The organism is Sphingobacterium phlebotomi (assembly GCF_008180195.1).
In the GTDB taxonomy this organism is placed as follows: domain Bacteria; phylum Bacteroidota; class Bacteroidia; order Sphingobacteriales; family Sphingobacteriaceae; genus Sphingobacterium; species Sphingobacterium phlebotomi.
The window spans coordinates 23,139-44,689 of record NZ_VTAV01000006.1 but is presented as its reverse complement, the minus strand read 5'-3'; the positions used below and the strand labels follow the sequence as shown (position 1 = coordinate 44,689).

The 21,551-nt window shown below is 40.5% G+C and carries 15 protein-coding genes; 10 read left to right on the top strand and 5 right to left on the bottom strand.

Features of this window, described 5'->3' with window-relative positions:
• Positions 1-12 precede the first annotated feature (12 nt).
• Positions 13-738 carry a FadR/GntR family transcriptional regulator gene (locus tag FXV77_RS10830; protein WP_148919255.1) on the bottom strand — a complete coding sequence of 242 codons (726 nt, stop codon included), beginning with the start codon at positions 736-738 and terminating at the stop codon, positions 13-15.
• Between the two features lie 200 nt (positions 739-938).
• Here FXV77_RS10830 and FXV77_RS10825 point away from each other — a divergent pair, with 200 nt between their 5' ends.
• Complete coding sequence (locus FXV77_RS10825) at positions 939-1,760, top strand: SDR family oxidoreductase (protein ID WP_148919254.1); 822 nt, start codon at positions 939-941, stop codon at positions 1,758-1,760.
• A gap of 12 nt (positions 1,761-1,772) precedes the next feature.
• Positions 1,773-2,942 (top strand): mannonate dehydratase, encoded by a 1,170-nt coding sequence (gene uxuA / locus FXV77_RS10820; RefSeq protein WP_148919253.1) that lies wholly within the window; start codon positions 1,773-1,775, stop codon positions 2,940-2,942.
• Between the two features lie 4 nt (positions 2,943-2,946).
• Here uxuA and FXV77_RS10815 read toward each other — a convergent pair whose 3' ends face one another.
• The 4 genes from FXV77_RS10815 to tyrS all read right to left on the bottom strand — a co-directional run bounded on the left by FXV77_RS10815 (position 2,947) and on the right by tyrS (position 8,575).
• Entirely contained in the window at positions 2,947-3,972 is a 1,026-nt protein-coding gene (locus FXV77_RS10815) for a LacI family DNA-binding transcriptional regulator (protein ID WP_148919252.1), read from the bottom strand.
• Positions 3,973-3,979: 7 nt separating this feature from the next.
• A complete protein-coding gene (locus FXV77_RS10810) occupies positions 3,980-4,624 on the bottom strand; it encodes a LolA family protein (RefSeq protein ID WP_148919251.1) in 645 nt (214 codons plus the stop codon).
• A 1-nt stretch (position 4,625) separates the two neighbouring features.
• Entirely contained in the window at positions 4,626-7,229 is a 2,604-nt protein-coding gene (locus FXV77_RS10805) for an FtsK/SpoIIIE family DNA translocase (protein WP_148919250.1), read from the bottom strand.
• A gap of 62 nt (positions 7,230-7,291) precedes the next feature.
• Positions 7,292-8,575: a tyrosine--tRNA ligase gene (gene tyrS, locus FXV77_RS10800; RefSeq protein ID WP_148919249.1), complete on the bottom strand. Its 1,284-nt coding sequence runs from the start codon at positions 8,573-8,575 to the stop codon at positions 7,292-7,294.
• A gap of 83 nt (positions 8,576-8,658) precedes the next feature.
• Here tyrS and FXV77_RS10795 point away from each other — a divergent pair, with 83 nt between their 5' ends.
• The 8 genes from FXV77_RS10795 to FXV77_RS10760 all read left to right on the top strand — a co-directional run bounded on the left by FXV77_RS10795 (position 8,659) and on the right by FXV77_RS10760 (position 21,538).
• Positions 8,659-9,333 carry a hypothetical protein gene (locus tag FXV77_RS10795; protein WP_148919248.1) on the top strand — a complete coding sequence of 225 codons (675 nt, stop codon included), beginning with the start codon at positions 8,659-8,661 and terminating at the stop codon, positions 9,331-9,333.
• Between the two features lie 78 nt (positions 9,334-9,411).
• Complete coding sequence (locus FXV77_RS10790) at positions 9,412-11,103, top strand: amino acid permease (RefSeq protein WP_148919247.1); 1,692 nt, start codon at positions 9,412-9,414, stop codon at positions 11,101-11,103.
• A gap of 633 nt (positions 11,104-11,736) precedes the next feature.
• A complete protein-coding gene (locus tag FXV77_RS10785; protein WP_148919246.1) occupies positions 11,737-13,518 on the top strand; it encodes a DUF1800 domain-containing protein in 1,782 nt (593 codons plus the stop codon).
• 2 nt (positions 13,519-13,520) lie between these two features.
• Complete coding sequence (locus FXV77_RS10780; RefSeq protein ID WP_148919245.1) at positions 13,521-14,786, top strand: DUF1501 domain-containing protein; 1,266 nt, start codon at positions 13,521-13,523, stop codon at positions 14,784-14,786.
• A gap of 90 nt (positions 14,787-14,876) precedes the next feature.
• A complete protein-coding gene (locus FXV77_RS10775; protein ID WP_148919244.1) occupies positions 14,877-15,314 on the top strand; it encodes a hypothetical protein in 438 nt (145 codons plus the stop codon).
• A 258-nt stretch (positions 15,315-15,572) separates the two neighbouring features.
• Positions 15,573-17,414: a glutamine--fructose-6-phosphate transaminase (isomerizing) gene (gene glmS / locus FXV77_RS10770; RefSeq protein ID WP_148919243.1), complete on the top strand. Its 1,842-nt coding sequence runs from the start codon at positions 15,573-15,575 to the stop codon at positions 17,412-17,414.
• A gap of 6 nt (positions 17,415-17,420) precedes the next feature.
• Positions 17,421-19,604: a DUF4954 family protein gene (locus FXV77_RS10765; protein WP_148919242.1), complete on the top strand. Its 2,184-nt coding sequence runs from the start codon at positions 17,421-17,423 to the stop codon at positions 19,602-19,604.
• A 557-nt stretch (positions 19,605-20,161) separates the two neighbouring features.
• The gene (locus tag FXV77_RS10760; RefSeq protein WP_246162420.1) at positions 20,162-21,538 is read left to right on the top strand and encodes an IPT/TIG domain-containing protein; all 1,377 of its coding nucleotides are present in this window, start codon (positions 20,162-20,164) and stop codon (positions 21,536-21,538) included.
• The last annotated feature ends 13 nt before the right edge of the window (positions 21,539-21,551 follow it).

Here is a 21,551-nt window from a genome sequence, read left to right as displayed (position 1 = left end):
TATGGAATTAAATTACTGTCTGTTTTTTATCTCTTGTTGGCTTAGCTCCCAGATATCGTTTAAATGCGTTCGCATTGCTTCTTCTGCAAGGCTTGCGTTCTGTTTTTCTATAGCTTCGTATATAGCGCGATGCTCGTCGATTGCTTTATACACTTGATTTTCTCCACATACTTTTTTCTCCGTAATGTTCTTTACCAAATCTGGTATGAGATGAAGAATCATGGATGATATAACATTGTTTTGTGTCGCTTGCGCAATTTTGGTATGAAAAAGCATGTCTTCTTCGACGCTCGATTGATCATTTTTCGTTTTTATCTCAAAACTTAGCATTGTTTCCTTTAAGATTTTTAGATCTTCTTCGGTGCGTCGAATTGCAGCCAATTGTACGGCGGTAAGTTCTAAGTGGTAACGCGCTTCAATTAAAGCATAGAAATCATCTTGGTTGAAATTAATGAGATCACCTATCATGCTATCGATGATGTTAATACCCATGCCCGCTACATAGGTTCCACTTTGAGGGTTTGTTTTTAATAATCCGTAGAATTGTAATTTTAGGATGGCTTCTCTAACATAGCTTCTGCTCGTTTGAAACCTTTCGCTCAATATGCGTTCAGAAGGCAGTTTGTCTCCAGGTTTCAATTGTCCTGAAACAATGAGATTCCTAATCTGGTGGATGATAATGTCCACCGGTGATTGTCGTTGTATTGCAGAGATACTTTCAATAATACTATTGTTCATGTAACACATGTTTAAATTGGTAAACCAGTTATTGGTTGACCAATTTAGGAATAAATATGATATAAACAAAAAAATAGTAAATATTTATCTTGCAAGTAAGCGTATACGAAATCGTTATCGTGAATAAACCTGTGGTAAATACTTAAGAATGAATAAAAAATAGCTATCATTGAATGTTATAAACTTACGACTATAATAACATGAATATTTTAGAGAGATTCTCATTAAAAGGAAAAGTTATCGTGGTAACCGGCGGCACCGGCATTTTGGGGAAAGCTTTTGTCAAAGCTTTAGCTGAAGCAGGAGCTAAAGTCTGCATTATCGGAAGAAGCCAGGAGAAAGCAGACGAGCGGGTGAAAATGGTGCAGACATTAGGTGCTGAAGCATTGGCAGTCGTCGCAGATGTCATGGATGAAGATTCTGTTCGTAAAGCTAAAGAACAGATTTTGAACAAATGGAATACGATAGACGGGTTGGTGAATGCAGCGGGAGGAAATATTCCAGGCGCTACCATTGGGCCAGATGATGATCTATTTGGAAACAAAATAGGAGATACCATTAAGGCAATCGAATTAAATCTATATGGTACCATTATCCCGACACTTGTCTTTGGAGAGGTTATTGCCAAGCAAGGGAAAGGTTCCATTATCAATATATCATCGTTAGCCGCGAGTTTGCCTATTACACGTGTTTTAGGCTATACCGTAGCAAAACATGGCGTAGACGGTTTTACGAAATGGATGGCAACAGAATTGGCGTTGCGTTATGGTGACAAGGTGCGTGTAAATGCAATAGCACCCGGCGTATTTCTTACGGAACAAAACCGTAATTTGCTGACCAATTCTGATGGTAGTTATACGGACAGAGCAGATAAATTTGTAAAAGGCACGCCTTTCTCCCGCCTAGGGGATCCATCAGAATTGGAAGGTACTTTGGTGTATCTGCTAAGCGATGCCTCGGCTTTTGTTTCTGGCGAAACCATCTTTGTAGACGGAGGTTTTAATAGTTGGTGTGGAGTTTAGGTTTTTTGTAATATGAATAAGCGATTTTTAGAACAAACGTGGCGTTGGTACGGACCCAATGACCCGGTATCCTTACAGGATGTAAAGCAGGCAGGAGCAACAGGTATTGTGTCAGCATTACACCATATTCCGCATGGTGATGTGTGGCCTAAGGAGGATATTTTGGAGCGGAAGAGAATAATAGAGGAAGCAGGACTTGTGTGGTCGGTAGTGGAAAGTGTCACAGTGCACGAAGCTATAAAGACACATTCCGAGCAGGTCGATTTTTATTTAGATAATTATCGTCAAACACTGACAAATTTGGCTGAATGTGGAATCAAAACGGTATGTTATAACTTTATGCCCGTACTGGATTGGACGCGTACACAATTAGATAAAGTAATGCATGATGGATCTAAAGCACTTTATTTTGATTGGATTGATTTGGCCATCTTTGATATTTTTATTTTGGAACGCCCTAATGCGAGGGCATCGTATTCGACAGAAATTGTGGGACAGGCAGAGAGCCGTTACGCTACTTTCGATGATGAGGCGAAGAAATTTTTGCTTTCCAATGTATTAATGGGTATTCCTGGGGAGAAAGACCCTTCGTTGGAGGATTTGCAAAGTAGTATTGATATTTATGCACAGATTGGATTTGATGGTTTACGGAAGAATCTGACCTATTTTCTTTCTTCTATTGCGGATGTTTGTGAAAAGCACGGTATAAAAATGACCATCCATCCGGATGATCCACCGTATCCTATTTTAGGGCTTCCGAGAATTGCTGGCAATTTGGCAGATTTTGAATATATTATTAAAACGGTAGACAAACCATTTAATGGTATTTGTTTTTGCACGGGCTCATTAGGTGCAGGACCGGATAATGATTTGGTACAAATATTTAAACATGTACAGCATCGGGTTAATTTCGTGCATTTGCGTAATGTTAAAAAAGACGTTCTAGGGAGCTTCTATGAAGCAGATCATTTGGATGGCGACGTTGATATGTATGCCGTTATGAAAGAACTAGTCGCCGAAAACCAGCAGCGGGAAAAACCTATTCCATTTCGACCAGATCATGGACATCAAATGCTGGACGATTTGAATAAAGTTACCAATCCGGGATATTCGGCAATCGGCCGGTTACGAGGATTGGCAGAGTTGCGAGGACTGGAATTGGGGGTAATACGTAGTAGATAAGTGACTATCCTATCGTAGAGCGTCGAAGCTGAATAGAAGTGGGGAGTTTAATGTCTTCCCATTCGATTTGGCTTCGATTCTTTTTTTGCATAATTTCTACCAATTTATTTACTGAAATTTCTCCTATCTCCGTCGTCGGTTGTCGAATAGCACTTAACGAAGGGTTTAGCGAAAGAACCAGGTCCGTGTTAGCAAAGCCGATAACGGCAAGGGTTTCCGGTACTTTTATTTCTAATTTAGCTAAAATACCCAATAAATGGGTGGTGATGGTATCGGCGACACCAATAATAGCATCTGGTGGATTCGGTAATTGTAGCAAGCTTTTCACATGCTTTTCCATGTCGTTTTGCAAATCTGACAGGCTTTTTACATTACAATGGACGATGTATTCCGGCGTGACAGGTATCTGAAAATGGTTATGTGCTTCAATGTATCCCGATAGTCTTTTGGTCGTAATGCCCTGACGTGCACCGCAGAATATAGCTATCTTCCTTCGTCCGATGTCCACGAGATGTTTACACGCATTATAGGTTCCTTCCGCATTGAGCACACCTACTTTATGGGTTTCTATGGGATAATGCGTCCGGTCAAAGATAACAACAGGCGTCGTTTTAAGGATTTGTTTTGCCAGATTTATATTTGATTCTTCATGAATGGGACAAAAGAGAATTCCATCTGCCGATTTGTCCAACATAGATTGAAGAGCCAATTTTTCGAGCTCTTCATTTTCCATAGTGTTCATGATGATAATTCTGTAATGGTGGGTTGCGGCAGCTTTCTGCATTCCCGCAATAATCTGTGCTTCAAAGGGTCCAGTCATTTTGGGAAGAACGACACCAATCGTGTTCGTTTTTCCTGTTTTAAGGAATTTGGCGAGAACATTGGGTTGATAGTTGTGCTTTTTGGCAAATTCCTGTACCATTCTTTTGGTCACTTCGCTGATTTCGTGACTATCATTCAATGCCTTTGATACCGTTGAAACAGACATATTTAATGCCTGGGCTAAACTTTTAAGTGTCGTCTTCGCCATCGCTATCTTATCTAAGATCAACTATCTCATAATTGGGATAATTTGACGTATTGAATGTAAACTTTGTTGTCGGAAGTCGATGATTCACGTATAATGTGTGAATCGTATAGGTATATCGGGTTCCCGATTTATCAAGTACCGCAACATCATGGATATGTTTGTTCTTATTTACCCGCAGTTTGATTTTTGCATAATTTGTTTTCGTGTCTGTAGGCGTTAATTCTATGACATTCAACATGTCTTTGCCTAACGATTCGTCGTTCACACTCTTATATGCAAATCCCTTTTTATAGAAGGTAAATAGATTATTGGGGCCAATGCTTTCGGTGTTGTTGTCCGACTCACTGACTTGTACCTCTTGATCTTCTTTTAGGATAGACCAAGTGCTTTTGCCGTCACTGATGATGTCTTGCTCACTCAACTCGATACGGAACTGGTTCTTGGATTTGTTCAAGAATAAGCTTCCTTTGTCTATATGGTTTTCTCCTTGTGCTTGCTGCACCGAAAAACTAAAGTCAGATTGTATGGTCTGATAGGCATCATATTTTGCAGACACTTCGTCCAGCAATTTTTTTGCTTTGGTATCTGTTTGCGCGAATGCTATCATAGATGCGCAAATGAATACCACCAGAGCCATCATTTTTTTCTCCATCTTATTCGTTGTTTCTTAACGTTTCTAAATACTGTTCTAGCGAATACTCGTCGGGATAAAGTACTTCGCGTGCTTTACTCCCCTCAAACGGGCCTACAATACCTGCAGCCTCCAATTGGTCGATTATCCGTCCCGCTCTGTTATATCCTAGTTTTAGTTTACGTTGAATCAACGATGTTGAGCCTTGTTGGTGCATGACAATCAACCGTGCAGCTTCTTCGAACAGTTGGTCACGGTCACTCGAATCAAACTCCATACCGCCGCTTCCTTCTCCGTTTTCGTCGACATATTCCGGCAGCATAAAAGCGGATGGATATCCACGCTGACTTCCGATAAACTCCGATATTTGCTCTACTTCCGGGGTGTCAACAAAAGCACATTGGATACGTGTCAAATCACTTCCTGTTGCTAAAAGCATGTCTCCACGACCGATAAGTTGGTCAGCACCTCCAGCGTCCAATATTGTGCGGGAATCAACTTTAGACAGCACCCTAAACGCTAAGCGTGCGGGGAAGTTCGCTTTAATAGTACCTGTAATAATATTCACCGATGGCCTTTGTGTCGCAATGACCAAATGTATTCCCACAGCTCGTGCCAACTGAGCAAGTCGTGCAATCGGTGTTTCTACTTCTTTACCTGCCGTCATCATCAAATCCGCAAACTCATCAACTACCAGAACGATATAAGGTAAGAATCGATGACCCTCCTCAGGGTTTAATCGGCGGTTAACAAATTTTACATTATATTCTTTCAAGTTACGTACCGCTGCATTCTTCAACAGGTCGTAACGTTGATCCATCTCGATACAAAGGGAGTTGAGCGTGTTGATTACTTTTTTTGTGTCGGTGATGATCGCTTCATCTTCATTTGGTAGTTTCGCCAAGAAATGACGTTCTATCGTTTTGAAAAGAGAAAGTTCCACCTTTTTGGGGTCAACCATGACAAATTTCAACTCGGCGGGATGTTTCTTATATAATAAAGACGTCAGGATTGCATTGATACCCACAGATTTACCCTGTCCTGTAGCTCCTGCGACTAATAGGTGAGGCATTTTTGCCAGATCCGCTATATATACCTCATTTGATATGGTCTTACCCAGTGCGATCGGTAAATCCATGTCCGTTTTCTGGAACTTTTCCGTTGCCAGAACGGAGCGCATCGATACCATCTCCGGTGAACTGTTAGGAACTTCGATACCAATAGTTCCTTTACCAGGCATCGGCGCGATGATACGTATACCTAGTGCTGCTAGGCTCAAAGCAATATCATCTTCTAGGTTTTTGATTTTGGAAATACGTACGCCCGGTTTCGGGATGATTTCATATAGCGTTACTGTTGGTCCGATTGTCGCTTTAATATGTTCAATCTCAATACTGTAGTTACGCAACGTTTCTACGATACGGTTTTTGTTGGCTTCCAATTCCTGCTGGTTAATAGTGATCTTGCCGCTTCCGTATTCTTTTAGCAAATCAAGGGTAGGATATTGATATCCAGATAGGTCTAATTTGGGATCATATTCACCGAACTCTGCAACAAGGTCGTTGGCTGTAATCGCTTTTTCTTCTACCACTTTCTCCACACGAAGTACAGGGCCGTTAGTAACCGGCTCTTGTTTACTATCTACCGGTCTATCAATAATCTCAGGCGTATCTACCGTAAAAGTAATTTCATGCTCATTGTCCTTTTTGCTTTCCGTTTGCACATTAACGGTTGTAGGTGTATACGGAATAAGATCTTCTTGTAGGGCATTTTCCTCATCTTCCTCATCTTCCCCTTTCTCAACTTCCACTTGGTGATGAGGCGTGTTACGTGAAATATTTGAAGTGGAATTTAGCTTGTTCGTGAACGTTTCAAAATTATCTTCTTCCTCGTCTTCTACGTCTTCATCTACCTTTTTTGAAGACCATGTCCATTTCAAATCCAGATTATAAATAAGGATGAGTATGGCTAAATAGGCGAAAGCAAGGAGAGCTGCAATGCCGGTACTCCCTATTTGAACTTTTAATAACTGATTTGTCCAATAGCCAAACTTTCCCTCCAATATATGGGGGGAATCTGTTAGAAAATCCTGAAAGAACCCCAGTGTTACCGATAGATAAATGATGGCCGTAGAGGAATAGATAATTGTTTTCCACACGGGTAAAAGGGATTTTCTGTATAGAAACTTATACCCAATGATAAAGAGGATAAATGTGAAAAGGAAGGAAGCTACACCGAACCATTCGTAAATGAATTGATTGGCGAGTAAGGCTCCCAGTTTTCCCAGCTTATTTTCAACAACGGGAAGCTCGACAGCTTCATCAGCGATTTCATCAGCACTCCGAAATAGGGTAGACCATCCTCCATTGGTCTCCGTTATATAACTTTGGTCCTGTTTCCATGTGAAAAGATAAGAAACAAATGAAACAGCCATAATGAAAGAAAAAAACAGCAAGAAGATACCCAATATCTTCAAGGCTTTGCGCTGTCCTTCTGAAAAATTAATGTTTTCAAACGAATTAAACCGCTTTTTCTTACTATATGATACATTCCCTTTGACACGCGGAGCACGTTTAACACTGCTTGCATTGCCGGAATTTCTAAATGTATTTCCTTTGTTTGACATGAAAATTAGATAACTTTCTTAGTTACAAACTTAGGAAAAATAAAGGAAATGTTACCCCCCTCTTATTTTACAATAATTAGAAAGTAATTTTTCTTTCCACGTTGTGCGACGATGTACCTGTCGCTGATTAGGTGTGTAGTATTAACCACTAATTCGATGTCATTTATTTTTTCTTTGTTGATAGCGACACCACCTCCCTGCAACATTTTGCGTGCTTCGCCCTTTGATGGAAAAACTTGAGTATGGACAGCAAGCAAATCCAATACATTGACGCCCTCCGTAAGTTGGTTTCTGTTTATTTCAAACTGTGGAACACCGTCGAAAACTTCTAATACACTATCATGTTCCAATTCCGTTAAGAACTCTAAAGATCCATTACCAAATAAAAATTCAGAAGTTTTTACTGCGGTTTCGTAATCTTTCTCCGAGTGTGTGCGTATAGTGATATCCTTTGCTAATGCTTTTTGCACAGTTCGAGTATGCGGTGCCGCATCATGCTCGGCAACGATGGCATCGATCTCCTCTTTTGTCTTTAGTGTAAAGATTTTAATCCAGTTTTTGGCATCGTCATCAGTTGTGTTTAGCCAAAATTGATAAAATTTGTAAGGCGATGTTTTTTTCGGATCTAACCAAACTGCTCCAGATTCCGTTTTACCAAACTTTTGTCCGTCTGCTTTTTTGATCAATTGGGTGGTAATAGCGTACGCTGTTCCTTGATCTTGACGTCGGATGATCTCACTACCCGTTACAATATTTCCCCATTGATCGGAACCACCCATTTGTACCTTACAATTGTGGTGCTTCCATAGGTAATAAAAATCGTAACCTTGTATCAGTTGATAGGTAAATTCAGTAAAGGAAAGACCATTGTCGCCCTCCAGGCGTTTTTTTACAGAGTCTTTCGCCATCATGTAATTCACCGTAATCAGCTTGCCGACGTCGCGGATAAAGTCCAGAAATTTAAAATCCTTGAACCAATCATAGTTATTAACCATCTTAGCGTCGTTGTCACCATCCCCAAAATGCAGGAATTTGGAAAGTTGTGTTTTTAAACTAGTGACATTGTGTTGTAATGTGGCTTCATCTAATAGATTACGCTCGGCAGACTTAAAAGAAGGATCTCCGATCATCCCGGTAGCCCCACCCACCAACGCAACAGGTTTGTGCCCGGCATTTTGAAAGTGGATAAGAGTCATAATCTGTGTTAAATGTCCTACATGCAGCGAATCTCCTGTTGGGTCGAAGCCGATATAGCCGGAAACGTTTTCTTTATTCAGCAATTCTTCTGTTCCGGGCATGATATCTTGTAACATCCCTCTCCAACGTAGTTCTTCTACAAAGCTCATCTTTTTGTGGTTAAATTTTTTTAATTAAGATTGCAAAGATACGAGATTAAGCCGTATCTTACGATAAATAAGAAGTTTGGACAGTGAATTTTTTGTCGCATTATTATTTTGAACGTTATAGTCCGAATTCGGAAAGGGTTTTGGGCTCGTTGCTTCCCGATTTGCTCAAGAATGTGGATAAACGATATAATTTTCATCCTCAACGGTTTGAAGAAACGCTTTTTGCCCATCCAAAAACGATGTGGATATCAGAAGGTTGGTACAGACATATAGAGGTTGACAGGCTTTTCCACACATCAGGCTTTTTCGTCAATCATACACATGCATTACGAAAGAAGCTAGAACCTGTCGTCGTGCATCTCCCTATTCGCGCATCATTTTTAGCACATATTGCGCTGGAGCTTTTACTAGATCATTTGTTGTTAGACCATGGACTTGTCAATCCGAATAGGTTATATGAACACTTGAGGAACGTTCAGACAGCGACTATAGGAAAATACCTGCTAACCATAGGGGAGGTGGATGTGGAACGCTTTTTAGTGTTTTATGAACGTTTCCTGGTTTCCCGATATATCCTGGAGTATGCCGATATCCGCAATCTTGCTTATGCACTTTTTAACATCTGTAAACGTGTTTGGACATTTGAAAATACAGATAAAGACCGCGAACGACTGACCGAATGTCTGCAACAATATAGAGAACAATATCTCTCGGATTATATGGATATCTTTCACGAGATACAAGATAAACTCGTTTAGTTTAGGTTATTTTTATCATTTTTGCAACGATAAATTTTTAAAGGGGCTTTTGCTTACAGCCTATTGCCTGATTAATATATGATGAATAAACTGTTCCGTAAGAAGAGTGTCGATCAGATCATCGCAGATGCTCAAAAAGGGACCGGACTTGCCAAAGTGTTGGGTGTTCGTGATTTGGTTTCGCTTGGGATTGCAGCGATCGTGGGTGCCGGAATCTTCAGTACTATCGGACTTGCCAGTTATGAAGGAGGCCCTGCAATTTCTTTACTCTTTATTTTTGTGGCTTTTGCCTGTGTGTTTACCGCACTTGCATATGCACAATTTGCCAGTACTGTTCCTGTATCGGGAAGTGCCTATACGTATGCCTACGTTGCTTTCGGCGAACTCTTTGCCTGGATTATCGGATGGGCATTGGTTTTAGAATATGCCGTGTCCAATACGGTCGTTGCTATTTCGTGGTCTCAATATTTTGTTTCGATGCTGGAGGGCTTCGGGATGCACATTCCGAAGTGGCTGGCTATGGCCCCTGGATACGCCATTGATGCCCATGAAAAGTTTCTCTCAGCGGGAATGAACGCTCTTAGTGCTTCGGATAAGGTAGGGCTGCATGCTTATCTATCCGCTCCTCGAGTGGGTGGTGTGCCGATCATTTTTGATTTACCTGCTGGATTAATTACGGTGCTTGTCACCTGGTTGGTATATATAGGTATTAAAGAATCGCAACGGGCAAGTAATATTATGGTTGCTGTTAAAATCGGGATTATTTTGCTGGTGATAGCAGGTGGGATGTTCTTTGTGAAGCCGGAGAATTGGACACCGTTTATGCCTAACGGTGTTCCTGGTGTCATGGGTTCAGTAGCTGCTGTGTTCTTTGCTTTTATTGGGTTTGATTCCATATCCACTACCGCTGAAGAATGTAAACATCCACAACGAGATTTGCCGAGGGCGATGATTTTATGTTTGATTATCTGTACGATATTGTATGTGGCGATTACATTAGTGCTCACGGGAATGGTAAATTATACCGAGCTGAACGTGAAGGATCCATTGGCATTTGTGTTTAAATACGTCGGTTTCGACGAAATGGCAGGTATAGTGTCGGTTACGTCGGTTGTCGCCATTACGAGTGCATTGGTGGTATATCAGCTGGCGCAACCGCGAATATGGATGACCATGAGTCGTGATGGTTTGCTATGGAAAAAATTTGCTCGTGTACATCCGAAGTATAAGACGCCTTCTTTCGCGACCATCGTAACGGGAGTAGTCGTTGCGGTACCTTCGTTGTTCTTTAAAATGGATTTTTTCGTTGATTTAACTAGTGTGGGAACCTTCTTCGCTTTTATCCTTGTATGCGCCGGTGTGCTGTATATGGATTATTCCGGTTTATCTGCGAAATCCAAGTTTAGAGTACCTTATATTAACGGGAAATATTTAATCGGCTTAGGTTTTATCATCGCATGGATAATCCTATATCGTTATGGGCAAGATACATTACAAGAATGGAGAAAGATGCCTTGGCTGGAGATAGCAGAGCACAAATCCCTCATCTTGATTTTTTGGTTGGTTTGGGTAATACTCGCTGTGATGGGATATAAATATAAATTTTCCCTGTTGCCTGTTACGGGGATTTTAATTAATCTTTACCTAATGAGCCAGCTCGGAGCAAGCAATTGGATTATATTTTTGGTGTGGTTGGCAGTGGGGCTGGTACTCTATTTTATATACGGGTATAAACACTCGAGATTGAACGTTAGGGAAAATAAAAAGTAAATATACAACACGTCCTGCCTAAATTTGGGGTCTCTCTGTGCATATTTTTCCGCACAAGTGCACTTTTTGTTGGCAGTTTTAGTCACCTTTGCCTAAAATTGGATAAAAACATTGGTTTAATTCGCTTAAAGGCTCTTTTTGTGGTGAGTGTATACTTGCCGAAAGGTATACGTAATGAACCAAATGTTATACCTGATGAGCCAAAGTGTATATGTGATGTAACTAACGGTATACCTGATGAGCCCAAACGAATACCTTATGTGCTAAAATATATACGTGATGTAACAAACGGTATACCGAATGCGTTAAAAATAATACATTAGGCAGTAAAGTGTATACTGGCTGAGTTAACTCGTATAGCAGATGAACCAAAACCTATATCATATGCGTCAAAACCAATGCCTTACGCGCTAAAGTGCATACGTGATAAGGTAAATAGTATACCGTATGGACCACAAGTAATACGTTATGTGAAAAAGTGTATACGGGATGGCACGACAGCATAGCGAATGTGTCAAAAATAAAAACGGATTACTATTCCTAATTTTAAAAAAAACACTAACTTTAATACAATATAGAAGGTTGAATGCTAGGTTGTTGGGTGGATTCCTCTATAAACGGGCAAATGATGTTATGTTATATCAAGGAAAAAAAATAAGCGTATTTTTTCTATTCTTTTTAGGATTGTGTTTTTCTTATGCGCAAAAAAATCCGGAGGTTTTTCCATATAAGGCAGCGGGCTTAAGTGAAGAGGAAGCCGCGATACACCTGCTGAGCAGATTTACCTATGGCTATAATGTCAACGACGTAGGGCAAATTCAAAAGGAGGGATTGGAAAGATGGTTTTTTAGACAATTGCGGGGAAAAGCAACGGATAAGGAATTAGCTGAGATGCTGGAACCGTATGCAGATGCTATGCTGGATAATAAAACACTGGCTGAGAAGTATCCTCGAAATACACGCGTCAGAAGAATGATGATTAATGACGGGTATATTCCGAAAGATTCGGTCATCAATGGAAGTGTTTTTTTTAAAGAAGCATATAAAAATTATCTAGCGGAAAAAGGGTTTAAACCGGAACAAGAACTCTATAGAAAATTTATTGCTGCAAAAGTACTTCGAGCAGCATTCTCCGCTAATCAATTGCAAGAAGTCATGACAGACTTCTGGTTCAACCATTTCAACGTATCGTTTACCAAGCCGCAATCAGCCCCTTTTATCCCTTCCTATGAGAATCATGTTATTCGTCCGAGGGCTTTGGGTAAATTTGATGAACTTTTGTTGGCAACAGCTAAATCACCAGCGATGCTGCTTTACTTAGACAATGCCTCTAGTGTAGCCGAACGGCCTAATGCAAAAAATAAAATAGGGATTAATGAAAACTATGCGCGGGAACTTCTGGAGTTACATACATTGGGCGTAGACGGTGGTTATACACAAAAAGATGTTTCGGAAGCGGCGCGTATATTGACGGGCTGGACCATCTATCCTTTGAATGGATATGGAAATCAAAATTTGATTAAGCAAATCACAAAGGGAAATGAAGTACAACGTCAAAGTTTAATTGAAGAAGATTTTGTCTTTGCAGCAAATAAGCATGATAAGCGACAGAAAACGGTGCTGGGAAAAGATTTTGAAAACAACGGGTATGACGAGGGAGTTGAGCTGATCTTCTATCTGTCTTCTAGACCACAGACCGCCCGTTTTGTTTCCAAGAAGATAGCCGTTCGTTTTGTCAGCGATACACCTCAAGAAGCGTTGATAGATAACATGGCGAATGCTTTTTTAGCATCTGAAGGCGATATTAAGAAAATTTTGACGGCAATGGTTTATTCTCCGGCGTTTTGGCATCGGGATAATATATATAGTAAGGTGAAAACCCCTTTTGAATTGGCCATTAGCAGCGTTAGGGCTTTAGATGCTCAAGTTGAAAATCCCAATCGTTTGATTAACTGGGTTACCAGAATGGGGGAAAAGAAATACTATTATATCGCCCCTACAGGTTTTCCTGATAAGTCAAGTTATTGGATCAATACGGGCTCGCTATTGAACAGAATGAATTTTGGATTGTCCTTTACTTCCAATAAAGCGTCAGGTATAAATATAGACCTTTTGGAACTGACAAGGCATCATGAACCGGAAAGCCCGGAACACGCATTGGATATGTATGCGAAGCTACTGTTGCCCACAACAGATATTGTCACATTGAAAAATAGACTTTCGCCGCTCTTGACAGCGCAAAATTTGCAGAAAAAAGTAGCCAAGTCGTCTGGTGCTGATCTTCATAGGCAAGACGAGGACATGCTGGCTGTCAACACCAGGAAAATAAACAACAGAAACAGGAAATCAAACAATGCGATGCTGGCACAGGTGGTTGGTCTCATTATTGGATCTCCGGAATTTCAAAGACGTTAACGATGTATACACGCAGAGCATTTTTAAAATCTTCCGGATTAGGCTTGTTGGGAATAGGTCTGATGGGCGGAGTCCCTACTTTTGTAGCGGAGGCGGTGGCAAGGGAAAAGAATAATCCACTTTATAGCAAAAGAAGGGTGATTGTCTGTATATTCCAACGAGGAGCGATGGATGGTTTGATGGCTGTGAGTCCTTTTGAAGATGTGTACTTCAGAGAAGCTAGACCTACGTTGTTTATGGACGTGGTGCAAAAAGCATCGGAGAATCCATTGATAGATTTAGATGGACGCTTCGGTTTACATCCGAGCATGAAAGCGTTTGAACGGGTGTTTAGAGATAAACGATTGGCTATTGTCCATGGGATTGGATCTCCTAATACAACAAGATCTCATTTCGATGCGCAAGACTATATGGAATCGGGCACACCCTTTCAGAAAAATACAAGTAGCGGTTGGTTAAATCGAGCGGTGGGGTTGTTAGGACACGACAATATCAGAACACCGTTTTCCGCCGTAAGTGTAACACCTGCACTTCCACGATCGTTGTATGGAGAAGAAGAAGCTTTAGCCATCAGTGACTTAAAAACATTTAAAATCCAAGGAAATACCGCCTTAGTCAATCAAAATGCCAAAAGTTTTGAAGACCTGTACGACAAAGCAACCAATGACTTATTGCGCGATACAGGAAAAGAAAGTTTTGAAGCGATGAAGCTATTGCAAAGTAATTTGGCTAAGCATTACAAACCTGCTAATAATGCAGTGTATCCGAATAGTGGTTTGGGAAATTCACTGAAACAGATAGCCCAACTTATTAAGATGGATGTCGGATTGGAAGTTGCCTTCACAGAATCTAATGGATGGGACACACATTTTAATCAAGGTAAGGAGACAGGGATATTTGCCCGAAATGTAGGAGACCTGTCGAATGCTATTATGGCTTTTTGGAACGATATAGAAGCTTATCAGGATGATGTATTGGTGATGACCATGACGGAATTTGGTCGGACGGTACATCAGAACGGCACCAACGGTACAGATCATGGAAGAGCTTCCTGCAATTTTATCTTAGGTAATCATGTAGATGGAGGTAAAGTGCATGGTATAGTTGACGCTTTGGCAAAAGAGAATTTGGAAGATGGACGGGATTTACCTGTTACGACAGACTTTAGAACGGTGTTTTCGGAAGTTGCCGATAAACATCTCCGGATAAAAAATAAAAATGAGCTTTTCCCGGATTGGAATGGTGAGGGAATGGGTGTTTTGCGGTAAACAAATCCTTTTCATAATCATGGTTTTCGAGGATTGATATGATTTCTGCAGAATATTAATTTTGAATAGGAACATTTAATATGCATTGTTATGAAAAAGAATCTATTCATTCTCGTTATTATTCTTCTAATATTACCCTATATAGGAGTTTCACAGTCAGCGTTAACAACCCCAGAAAAAAGTAGCAAAATTTACGTAGCAGGCGTATCGAAAAACGAAGATGCGATTAACGCAGTAGACAAACTTGTTGATGATTTAAAAGATTGGTCCTATTGGGAGGTAAAGTCAGCTAAAGACGAAGCAGACTTTATACTTAAAATCGATATTGAAACGTCAAAAGGGGTGACACTTACCTCATGGGGTGGTACATCTTATAGTTTGATCGCTCAAATTATCGATAAAAGTGGAGATATTCTGTGGGAATCCTCACAGTATAAAGCAAGCCCGAATGGAACAAACGGTTTCAATGCCGCCAATGCGGTAGTGAAAAAGTTTATGCGGGCGCTAAAGAAAAAATTTAAAGAATAAACGGTAGCATACAACAACACAGAAGCAAAGGAATTAAAATCTATCTCGTTTCTTAACGGAAGTGGTAATACTACATTCTGTATATTTTCCTGTTAAAAAATCGTTAATCAATCGATTGCGTTCGTAATTTTTTTATATTTACGACCGATTTAAAATAAAACTATTGAAACCTGCATGAATTGTCCATATTCTTTTGTGAATGTGGCAATTCATGCAAGCTTCATTGCCATTAAAGGGAAATTAAATAAATGAAAAATTATGTGTGGAATCGTTGGTTACGTAGGTAGCAACCTAGCATATCCGGTACTTATTGACGGATTAAAAAAATTGGAATATAGAGGCTACGATAGTGCAGGTGTGGCGCTACATACCGGAAATTCAATTGAAGTTTACAAAAAAGAGGGAAAGGTTGCTGCGTTGGAAGAATCCGTTTACGGAAAAAACATCCAGGCAACGATAGGGATTGGACATACCCGTTGGGCAACGCACGGTGAACCGTCTGACAGGAATGCCCACCCACATTCCTCCAATTCTGGAAATATTGCCATGATACATAATGGTATTATTGAAAACTACGCACAATTAAAAAGCGAGCTTCTTCAGAAAGGTTATACATTCAAAAGCGATACCGATTCGGAAGTCCTTGTGAATTTCATTGAAGATATTAAAATCAACAACCAGTGTTCATTGGAGGAGGCGGTAAGAATTGCATTGAAAAGGGTCGTAGGAGCTTATGTGATTTTATTGTTGGATAACGATTTGCCAGATACCATTATTGCGGCTCGAAAAGGAAGCCCATTGGTTATAGGCATAGGAGAGAATGCGCACTATCTGGGATCCGATGCATCGCCTATGTTGGCTTATACAAAAGAGGTCGTCTATATTAATGATTACGAGCTAGCGATTGTACGTCCGGATGAGTTGATCTTAAAAAATCTCGGAAACGAGCGTATTACGCCGTTTGTGCAAAAACTGGACATAGAGCTAGCAGCAATTGAGAAAGGCGGGTTCGATCATTTTATGCTAAAAGAAATCTTCGAACAACCACAAACTATTTTTGATTCTTTACGTGGCCGTATGGATGCGGAGCAGCAATCGATTACGCTAAGTGGAGTGGACAAGATCGCCGACAAATTATTGCACGCAAATCGTATTATTATTGTCGCTTGTGGAACAAGTTGGCATGCCGGTTTATTGGCAGAATATGTAATTGAAGAATTATGCCGTACTAATGTAGAGGTGGAATATGCTTCTGAGTTTCGATACAGAAACCCCATTATAACCGATCAGGATGTTATTATTGCGATTTCACAAAGCGGAGAAACAGCCGATACGCTTGTTGCATTGGAAAATGCCAAAAAGCAAGGTGCCACTATTTTTGGACTGGTAAACGTTGTGGGTTCGTCCATCGCTCGGATATCCGATGCAGGGGCTTATACACACGCGGGGCCGGAAATAGGCGTGGCAAGTACAAAAGCATTTACCGCACAATTAGCTGTACTCTATTTGATCGCATTGAAAGTTGCTCAATTAAAGGGAACTATTGATACTATACTGTTTAGTAGATTATTGGCAGATCTGGCAAAAGTTCCGGAATATGTAAAAGAAATTCTAGACGATCAGGTTGAGGTCATTCAAGAAATTGCAAACAAATATAGCGATGCAAGAGATTTTCTTTATCTAGGAAGGGGATATAACTTTCCGATCGCGTTGGAAGGAGCATTAAAGCTGAAAGAAGTTTCTTACATCCATGCAGAAGGATATCCAGCGGCGGAGATGAAACATGGACCCATTGCATTGGTAGATGAACAATTACCCGTTGTTTTTGTTGCGACAAAAGACAGCTATCACGAAAAGATAGTTAGCAATATTCAGGAAATCAAAGCAAGGAAAGGAAAAGTAATCGCTGTGGTATCCCAAGGAGACGACGTTGCTGCAGCGTTAGCGGACGATGTGATGTTTGTGCCGCAAGTGCATGAAATAATCGCTCCTATTTTATCGGTCATTCCATTACAGCTGTTGTCATATTATATTGGTATAAATAGAGAATTAGATGTAGATAAGCCAAGAAACTTGGCAAAATCGGTAACCGTTGAGTAGGAAGGCATGTCGAAGATAATAAAAGAAAAACTGACCGACTTAGGATACCATTTTATACCCGAGACCTATCTGCAAAATGGCGACGAATATTATTTCCGTAATCAACAATTTCCCGATTATGGAAAATTTCGAAAGCTGACACCAGAAGAAATTAAGGTTCTAGTCAAGAATGACAACTATTCCAATAATTGGGATCATGTTTTGGTGACCGATAAATTTCTTCCGGAGCAGATTCAACATTCTAAATTTTATGGACTCGTTCGCATAGGTGATATGGATGATGTTTATCTCAATTTCCGAGATCTCCGTTTACCCTGTGGTATTTATAATTCTACCATTGTCAGTAGTGATTTTGGAAGTACTGTTGCTATTCATAACGTACGCTATATGGCCCATTTTATTATTGGTGAGGAAGTAATGTTAGCCAATATCAGTGAAATGGAGACTAGCAGTAGCGCTAAATTTGGGAATGGTATTCTAAAAACGGATGACGTCGAAGAACGTAGGATTCGCCTCGAGCTTTGTAATGAAAATGGGGGGCGTTCGGTATTACCCTTTGATGGCATGCAGGCAGGCGATGTTTATTTATGGTCCCGTTATCGGAATGACGAGGAACTGCAACATCGTTTTCAGGAAATGATGGAAGCGCAATTCTCTCCTCATCATGGTTTTTATAGTGAAATTGGTCATCATTCTGTGGTTAAAAATACCCATACTATTAAAGATATAAAAATGGGTTCACATGCTTATGTGAAGGGGGTAAATAAACTGAAGAATTTGACCATCAACTCTTCGGCGGAGTCGTATACACAAATAGGAGAAGGGTGTGAGCTAGTCAATGGTATTATCGGGTATGGATGTCGGATTTTCTATGGCGTAAAGGCTGTTCGTTTTATCTTGTCCTCCAACTCTCAGCTGAAATATGGTGCCCGGTTGATTAATTCCTTTTTAGGGGATAACTCTACCATTTCTTGTTGCGAGGTTTTAAATTCATTGATTTTTCCGGCACACGAACAACATCATAACAATTCATTCCTGTGCGCCTCACTAGTGAAGGGACAGAGTAATATGGCTGCAGGCGCTACGGTGGGGTCTAACCATAACTCGCGGGCGGCAGATGGAGAAATTATTGCCGGACGCGGGTTTTGGCCGGGTTTATGCGTCAGTCTTAAACATAATTCCCGTTTTGCGTCCTATACGCTTATCGTGAAGGGAGATTTCCTACATGAATTGAATATCCGATTTCCTTTCTGTCTGGTCAGCAATGAAGCCGCTACTAATCGTTTGATTGTATTGCCAGCATACTGGTTTTTGTATAATATGTATGCCATGATGCGCAATACATCGAAGTTCCAATCACGTGACAAGCGGAAATTCAAGAACCAATATATTGAGTATGATGTATTGGCGCCAGATACCGTGAATGAGATGTTCGATGCGTTAGCGGAAATCGAAAAGGCAGTAGGTAAAGCATATTGCGACGAGAATACGGCATCAGATATACAGATCTTGGGCAAAAATATCTTGTTCTCTGATGAAAAATTTGCAGGAAAAGATATCTTATTAGATAACGTCGAATTTTCCAGACGAAAAGTGGTATTGGCTAAACCCAAGGAGGCGTATGTGACCTATCAGCGCATGATTCGCTACTATGCTGTGACGCAAATAATCACTTTTCTGGAAAAGCAATCGTTTGCCGAGTTACAAACGCTTATCTCTTCCTTGCCAGCGACACGCAGCTTGTTTGAAAACATCGGCGGACAGTTGGTGCCGAAAACAAAATTGGATACTTTATTAGTGGATATTCGCGAGAATACGATTTCGTCGTGGAGAGATGCGCATGCTCGTTATCATGCTTGGAGCGACCTGTATATAGAAGATAAGTTTAAACATGCAGTTGTTTCTTTAGCGGAGGTTACCGGCACAAGCCTGTCCTCTTGGAATGGGCAGTTTATGCGAAAACTTGTTGAGGAAGCATTAGAAACCCGTCGTTGGATTTTTGCGGAGATTGAGGGGTCGCGTTCTAAGGATTACCAAAATCCGTTTAAACAGATGGTTTATGATTCCTATGAAGAGATGGAAGAGGTAGTTGGCCGTTTGGAAGATAACGATTTTATTAATAGAGAACGTAAAGGACTCCTTGATTTTGAACAATCTGTAAAAAAAGCACTGGATTCCTTGCCCGCTTAATTAATTCATAGTTTCGTTTTGTTTTGTATTGCTTTGTAATCTCATGTTTTCTAAATGCTATTTTAAAAAGAATTCGGATTGAAATCGCCAATTTGTTAAAATGACATTCTATTATAACCTGATAGAATTCTGAAGATTAGTTGTTTTTTATATTCATTAATTTTTGTTTCACACCATTTCTTTTGTCGACAAACTCTCCTGTCGGACCTATTTTGCTTTAATTTTACCTTTTTCTAATCAATAATTAATGTTTCGTTTTGTGTTTTTTAAAGTTTCGTTTTTATAGCTTTATTTTTTTTGAAAAAGTAAAGCTGATGTAAAGCGCAGTATACTAAGCTTTAGGCTTCGTTTTTAAAGATAAAATATTCGAAAAATTATTTTTTTATTTCTTTTTGTTTCGTTTTATAAAAAAGATTCCTATTTTTACCTTGTACATTAAAAGTAGTAAAAGCTAACTAATCGTTGATGCAACGTTAACCTTAAATTAATAGCACAGCTCTACTTTTGCACGGAAGAAAATTATAGAGTTTTAAATACTGACAAATTAAATAGATGTTATGAAAATTATGAAAGGATACTCTTTACGAAGAGTACGAATTTTAGCCTTCCTCGTCTCGCTAATTCTATTTTCCTCCTCATGTAAAGACGACGACAAAGCTTCGGTAGGTAAGGAATATGATCCTTCCAGACCGATTACTTTAACGTCCTTTTATCCGTTAGAAGGTGGGGCGCGTGATAAAATTCTTTTGGACGGAGAGAATTTTGGAACCGATGCTTCCAAAATCAAAGTTTATTTCAATAACGCTAGGGCTTCGGTCGTTTCCTCCAGTGGGGAACGAATCTACGCTATTGTTCCACGCCTGCCGGGAGACGATCCGCGCATTTCCGTGGTTATCGGGGAAGACTCGGTGATCTACGACAATTCGTTTACATACCACGTCCAAGCGCAGGTGAGTACAGTCACGGGTAATGGGGAGCCCGCTTTTCAGGCAGGTACCCTTAGTGCTGCCCAGGTTAGTGCCAAATATTTGGAGTTGGATGCTGAAGGCAATATCTTTATGTCCTGGCGGGATGGTGGTTCATTTGGCGTGGCACGGATTAACGAGCAGCAAAATATCGTGACGCCTCTTTACTACGTAGAAAATACCGCTGACCGTGTTTTATATGCCAATGGCTTGACCGTAGACCGCGAGACTGGTATTCTCACCGCTTCTCACGAATCCGTTGTAGATGTGTTTTTCTCCTTTGACCCACGGGAGGCTTGGTATCCGCGTCAGCGCAATACGCAATTTTCTACGCCCCATGGAATTCCAAACGGCGACCAATATATGAACTTTGTTTCTTTTTCTCCATATGATAACATGCTCTATACCCGATCCCGCGATGGCAGTGTGGTCAGGATAAATCCAGATACGTACGAAGCATCCGTTGTACATAATGGATCGAGAGATGCCGGATCAAAATGGCCGTATGGATCGCAATATGGGCAGGCTATTAATCCGGCCAGGCCATGGGAACTCTGGATGACGCTCCATTCGAATGCCGTTCCGAATGAATATAGACAAGGTCTCATGATGCTGGATCTGCGTCCGGAACATATAAATGAGGGTTTCAAACGGATGAATGCTGTCGGTGGGTCAGCTTTTCGAGACGGTTCCCTGTCAGAAGCACTGTTTAACTTACCGAAAGATATTAAATTTGACAACGATGGAAATATGTTTGTTGCGGACTATAGTAACCATTGCATCCGTATGGTATCACCTGATGGTATTGTCACGACAGTAGCCGGACAACCGAATAACGCCGGTTACAGAGATGGAGGTCCTATAGAATCCCAATTTAGAGAACCTTGGGGGGTGGCCGTCAACGAGCAAGGCGATATCTACATCGCTGACTTTGGTAATAAACGGATCCGTAAATTAGTTATTGAATAATAAAATAAACCTA

What these genes read in the sequence shown, in the direction of transcription:
- FXV77_RS10790 (WP_148919247.1), top strand. Translation starts at nt 9,412, where the DNA reads ATGATGAATAAACTGTTCCGTAAGAAGAGTGTCGATCAGATCATCGCA.
- FXV77_RS10805 (WP_148919250.1), bottom strand. Translation starts at nt 7,229, where the DNA reads ATGTCAAACAAAGGAAATACATTTAGAAATTCCGGCAATGCAAGCAGT.
- uxuA (WP_148919253.1), top strand. Translation starts at nt 1,773, where the DNA reads ATGAATAAGCGATTTTTAGAACAAACGTGGCGTTGGTACGGACCCAAT.
- FXV77_RS10765 (WP_148919242.1), top strand. Translation starts at nt 17,421, where the DNA reads ATGTCGAAGATAATAAAAGAAAAACTGACCGACTTAGGATACCATTTT.
- FXV77_RS10825 (WP_148919254.1), top strand. Translation starts at nt 939, where the DNA reads ATGAATATTTTAGAGAGATTCTCATTAAAAGGAAAAGTTATCGTGGTA.
- FXV77_RS10775 (WP_148919244.1), top strand. Translation starts at nt 14,877, where the DNA reads ATGAAAAAGAATCTATTCATTCTCGTTATTATTCTTCTAATATTACCC.
- FXV77_RS10810 (WP_148919251.1), bottom strand. Translation starts at nt 4,624, where the DNA reads ATGGAGAAAAAAATGATGGCTCTGGTGGTATTCATTTGCGCATCTATG.
- FXV77_RS10830 (WP_148919255.1), bottom strand. Translation starts at nt 738, where the DNA reads ATGAACAATAGTATTATTGAAAGTATCTCTGCAATACAACGACAATCA.
- FXV77_RS10760 (WP_246162420.1), top strand. Translation starts at nt 20,162, where the DNA reads ATGAAAATTATGAAAGGATACTCTTTACGAAGAGTACGAATTTTAGCC.
- FXV77_RS10815 (WP_148919252.1), bottom strand. Translation starts at nt 3,972, where the DNA reads ATGGCGAAGACGACACTTAAAAGTTTAGCCCAGGCATTAAATATGTCT.
- glmS (WP_148919243.1), top strand. Translation starts at nt 15,573, where the DNA reads ATGTGTGGAATCGTTGGTTACGTAGGTAGCAACCTAGCATATCCGGTA.
- FXV77_RS10785 (WP_148919246.1), top strand. Translation starts at nt 11,737, where the DNA reads ATGTTATATCAAGGAAAAAAAATAAGCGTATTTTTTCTATTCTTTTTA.
- FXV77_RS10780 (WP_148919245.1), top strand. Translation starts at nt 13,521, where the DNA reads ATGTATACACGCAGAGCATTTTTAAAATCTTCCGGATTAGGCTTGTTG.
- tyrS (WP_148919249.1), bottom strand. Translation starts at nt 8,575, where the DNA reads ATGAGCTTTGTAGAAGAACTACGTTGGAGAGGGATGTTACAAGATATC.